The sequence below is a fragment of the Protofrankia sp. CiP1_Cm_nod2 genome (assembly GCF_920664355.1).
Taxonomy (GTDB): Bacteria; Actinomycetota; Actinomycetes; order Frankiales; family Frankiaceae; genus Protofrankia.
In genome coordinates, this window is record NZ_CAKKTL010000325.1 from 1 (window position 1) to 4,800 (window position 4,800).

Below are 4,800 nucleotides of genomic sequence, written 5' to 3' on the forward strand. Positions count from 1 at the left end.
CCTCGCCCGCGGCGCCCCCGGCCGGCCGGGTCCCCCCTCGGGCCCGCCGGCGGCGGCGGGACGGCGTCCCGACGGCGGGCGCGAGCAGCGCCGACAACGCGAAGACCCCCGATGCGGTGAGCACGATCGCGCCACCGGCCGCCACGGACCACTGCCGGCTGACCGCCAGGCCGATAACGCCGCTGGCGGCCCCGAGGGAGACCGAGAGCACGGTCATGCCCCGCACGGTGTCGCACCACAGCCTGGCCGTCGCCGCCGGCGCCACGATCAGCGCGACCGACAGGATCGTCCCCACCGCCGGCACCGAGGTCACGATCGTCGCCTCGACCAGCAGCAGGAGGACGACATCGAGCCGGCCGGCCGGATAGCCGGCCGCGACGGTCGCGTCCCGGTCGAAGGCCCCGAAGACAAGCTCCTTGGACAGCAGCGCGAGAACCACCAGCACGACGGCCGCGACGATCCCGGAGGTCACCAGGTCGTCGGCCTGCACGGTGAGGATGGATCCGACCAGATAGGCGGTGAGGTCCCTGGTGAACCCCGACTGGGCCGACAACAGCAGCACCCCGAGGGCGAAGCTGCCCGACAGCACGACGCCGGTGACGCTCGTGCTGTCACCGCGGGCGGACAGCGCGGCCACGGCAAGAACCACCAGGAAGCCGAAGACCCCTGACCCGAGGTAGAGATTGATCCCCAGGATCGCCGCGAGCACCACCCCCGGGAAGGTGGCGTGCGTCATGGCCATCGTGAAGAAGCTCAGCCGCCGCAGCACCACGTGCACGCCGACCGCGCCGCACAGCGCGCCGACGAGCACCGCCTCGACCAGGGCACGGCGAGTGTAGGAATCCGACAGCAGGTCCAGGGCGGCCATCTACCGGACGCCTCCGCCCACGTGGGCCTGCCGGGCAGGCCGGTCGGCCGGGAGCCCGTCGACGTCCGCGACCTCGTCCGGCAGCCGCGCGCCCCGCCGCCAGCGGCGCCGGACGAGCGGGCCGACGCCCAGCGCGAGCAGGTAGAACACGACCAGCGCGAGCACGATCGTGGCGCCCGAGGCGAGCCGCACCCCGTGGTTGATCGACGCCTCGTAGCTGGCCGCGAGCCCCAGCCAGCCGCCGAGCACGCCGAAGAGGACCGCGAGCCCGGTCACGACCAGCAGCCGGTCGGAGAGCAGCCGGGCGGCGGCCGCCGGAACGACCAGGAGCGCGATGCTCAGAATCGTCCCGACAGCCTTGACCGCGGCGACGACGACCAGAGCGATCATCAGGTTCAGGACGAGGTCGAGCAGCACCACGCGGTAGCCCATGGCCCGCGCGGTCTGCTGGTCGAACGTCCGCAGCAGCAGTTCCTTGCGCAGCGCGTACAGCACCAGGCCGACCACCACGGCCACCACCGCCGTCTGCGTGATCTGGGTGGAGTCGACGGTGAGCACCCGGCCGAACAGGAACGTCGTCAGGTCGGCGGTGTAGGACCGCTGCCGCGACACGAGCACGACCCCCAGCCCGAAGAACGAGGTCAGCAGGATCGCGAGCGCGGCGTCCTGGCCCACCCGCGCCCTGGCCGCGGCGACGGTGAACAGCACCACCGCCAGGACCGCGAAGACCAGTGCCCCCGGGACGATCCCCGACTGCCCCGACACCAGGTAGCCGATGACGACCCCGGGGAAGACGGCGTGGCTGAGCGCGTCCGCGAGAAAGGCCAGCCGGCGCAGCACCACGAACACCCCGACGCCCCCCGCGAGCGCACCGAGCAGCAGCACCTCGACCAGCGCCCGCCGCATGAACGGCAGCGCGAACGGATCCAGCAGCAACCGGCTCAGCACCGCGGATCCCCTGCCGGGACGCCGCCTGCCGGGACGCCGCCTGCCGGTGCAGCCGCCGCCGGCCCTCTTGCCAGCGGCCCTCCCGCCGGCGGACGGCTCGGGAACGGGTGGCCCGCCCAGGTACGGCTCATGCCGGCTGATACGTAAGCCACCCGGTTTACCCCTATTTGGGGTGATACCGAAGGCATCCGAGGTACTGACCCGTGGACGGGTGGCTCACGGCTGGGCAACGATGACACCTTCGCCCCGCAGCTCGAGCGCGGCGCTGCCGTAGGCCGCCCGCAGCCGCTCGGGGGTGAGCGTCGCCGCGGTCGGGCCGAAACCGAACTGGTGCCGGTTGACCAGGCAGACGTCGTCGCAGGCCAGGTGCGCCAGGGACAGGTCGTGGGTGCTGATGACAACGGTGGTGCCGGCCGCGCGCAGACCGTCGATCGCTGACAGCAGCGCCTGCTGGGAGAGCGTGTCCACCCCGTTGAACGGCTCGTCCAGCAGCAGCAGCCTGGGCCGCTGGGTCATCGCCCGGGCAAGCAGCACCCGCTGCCGCTGGCCGCCGGACAGGGTGCCGAAACGGTCACCACCGCGGTGGGCGAGCCCCACCGCGGCCAGCGCCTCGGCGGCGATCAGCCGGTCGGGCCGGCGCGGCCGGCGTACCCAGCCGATCTGGCGGTAGCGGCCCATCAGCACGACCTGGCCGACCGAGACCGGGAAGTCCGGATCCAGGGTGTCGGCCTGCGGGACATAGGCGACGTCCTGACGGGCCCGGACCGGTGTCCGCCCGAGCACCTGGATGCGGCCGCGGACGACCGGGACGAGCCCGAGGATCGCCTTGATCAGGGTCGACTTGCCGCCCCCGTTCGGGCCGATGAGGGCGACCATGTGCCCCGCGCCCACCACCCCGTCCACGTCCTCGAGGACGGGCACCCGGCCGTAGGCGACGCTTGCGCGGTCGAAGACCACTACGGGGGAGAGACCGTCGTCGGCGTCCACGGGAGCTGTACCAGCGTCGACGTCGGCACCGCCGTCGACCTGGGAGCCGACCACCTGTTGCTTCACTTCACCATGCCTCACCGCAGGCCCTGGCGGACCATGCCTCACCGCAGGCCCTGGCGGACCATGCCTCACCGCAGGCCCTGGCGGACCATGCCTCGCCGCAGGCCCTGGCGGACCATGCCTCGCCGCAGGCCCTGGCGGCCTGTCGCGGTTCACAACTTCAGCAGCCCCGTTCTTCAGCGGCCCCGCTCCAGCCCGCCTCAGGATCCTCAGGCCCGCGTCAGGTCCCACCTCGCCCCCCTGCCAGGCCCCCGTGCCAGACCCCCATGTCAGCCCCGTGTCAGCTCCCCTGCCAATGCCCGTGTCGACGCATCATTGCAGCGCATCGACGATTGTCCTGGTGTTGTGCTCCTCCATCCGCAGGTAGGTCGCACCGTCCGAGCCCTGCGGGCCGAGGGTGTCGCCGTACAGGGAGCCCTCACCCGCCACCACCTTGACGCCGGCCTCCCGGCCGATCGTCTCAGCCGTGTTCGGCGGCAACGACGACTCGGAGAAAACCGCCCTGGCCCCGGTAGTTCTGATCTTCTCCACAAGATTGTTGATGTCGCGGCCGGACAGCTCCGCCGACGTGTCGAAACTCGGGATGATCGACCCGACGAAGGTCAGCTGGTACCGGTCGATGTAATAGCCGAACGCGTCATGATTGGTCACCAGCTTGCGGCTGGCGGGAGGCAGTGCGTCGATCTGCCGCCTGATGTCGGCGTCGAGCGCGTCGAGCCTGCCGTCGTAGGCGGTACGGTTGGCCTGGTAGGCGGCGGCCCCAGCCGGGTCCGCGGCGGCGAACGCCCGCTCGATGTTGGCAGTCATGATCTTGACGTTGAGCGGGTTGTGCCAGATGTGCGGATCCCCGTCCTTCTCCTCCTCATCGCTGCCCGGGCGGATCCTCACACCCTGGCTGGCGTCGACCCGGGTGCCCTCGAAGCCCGCGGAGGAGATCGTCTCGTCGAGCCACTTCTCCAGGCCGACACCGTTGGCCACCAGCACGTCGGCCTCGCCGACCGCCTTGACGTCGGCCGGTGAGGGCTCGTAGTCGTGCGGGTCGACGTTGGGCCGCAGAATCTGGGTCACCTGGACCCGGTCACCGCCCACCGCCCGTACGAAGTCGGCGACCTGGGTGGTCGTCGCCACCACCCGCAGCTTGCCCGGCGGCGCCGCCGACGCGGGCCCGTCGTCATCGCCGGAGCCACAGCCGGCGACGAACAGGGCGAGCAGCGCGAGCAGCGCGAGACCGACAACGCGGTGGACGTTGACGACGCCTGCGGACGAACGAATCCGGGACATACGTGGGACGGCTCCATCCTGGGGACGACGACCACGTAATGGAAACGGTTTCCGGTTCGGGTGTCAAATCGAACCGTCACCCCTCTCCCGGGCATCACCCCTCTCCCGGGCACCAGCCGCCTTCCCGAGCATCAGGCCGGCATTTCCTGACGCACAACAAACGTATGATCACTAAAAGCAGCCACGCGAAGTTCCTCCGGAGCGAGCGCCGTCCCCGCGACACATGGCCCCAGGGCACGTGATCCCAGGGCACGTGATCCCAGGGCACGTGACATCCGCGGCGTATGGCCCGACGACGCGCGGCCGGCAGCAGGCCGTCCGGCCGTTGGCGCAGCCCCTGCCAGGCCCACCCCGGAATCACACCTGAACAGCCGTGAATCCGTGCGCCGGCCGCACCGCGGCCGAACGGGCCGGGCCGGTGGCCCCGGAAAACAGTTCACCGGGCCCGGCCAATTTCCGGATTTCACTTCCCGCCGGGCAGATGTTTCCGGACGCGTTCGTGACGGCGCGTCCGGAAAACATCCGAAAGGCCTCTCCCGGCCGGTTAGTTAGGGGACGATGTCGAAGCCGTACGCCCGGCCCGCGGCCGTCATCGGCCGGTGTTGTGGATGATGTGCCGTGGCTCCACCCGGACCGTGATCCGCTGTTCGTCC

At 71.2% G+C, this 4,800-nt stretch carries 4 protein-coding genes; all 4 read right to left on the reverse strand.

The genetic code is table 11. The features are described 5' to 3' along the window. Positions 1-868 (reverse strand): metal ABC transporter permease (locus tag NBW84_RS22665; RefSeq protein WP_250287250.1); only part of this gene is annotated, 868 nt, incomplete at its 3' end. Next, the gene (locus tag NBW84_RS22670) at positions 869-1,816 is read right to left on the reverse strand and encodes a metal ABC transporter permease (RefSeq protein ID WP_250287251.1); all 948 of its coding nucleotides are present in this window, start codon (positions 1,814-1,816) and stop codon (positions 869-871) included. Between the two features lie 216 nt (positions 1,817-2,032). After that, the gene (locus tag NBW84_RS22675; RefSeq protein WP_250287252.1) at positions 2,033-2,869 is read right to left on the reverse strand and encodes a metal ABC transporter ATP-binding protein; all 837 of its coding nucleotides are present in this window, start codon (positions 2,867-2,869) and stop codon (positions 2,033-2,035) included. Positions 2,870-3,178: 309 nt separating this feature from the next. Continuing rightward, positions 3,179-4,147, reverse strand: a complete 969-nt coding sequence (locus tag NBW84_RS22680) for a metal ABC transporter substrate-binding protein (protein WP_250287254.1) — start codon at positions 4,145-4,147, stop codon at positions 3,179-3,181. Between the last annotated feature and the right edge of the window lie 653 nt (positions 4,148-4,800).

Coding starts and splice junctions, on each gene's coding strand:
- NBW84_RS22680 (WP_250287254.1), bottom strand. CDS start 4,147: ATGTCCCGGATTCGTTCGTCCGCAGGCGTCGTCAACGTCCACCGCGTT.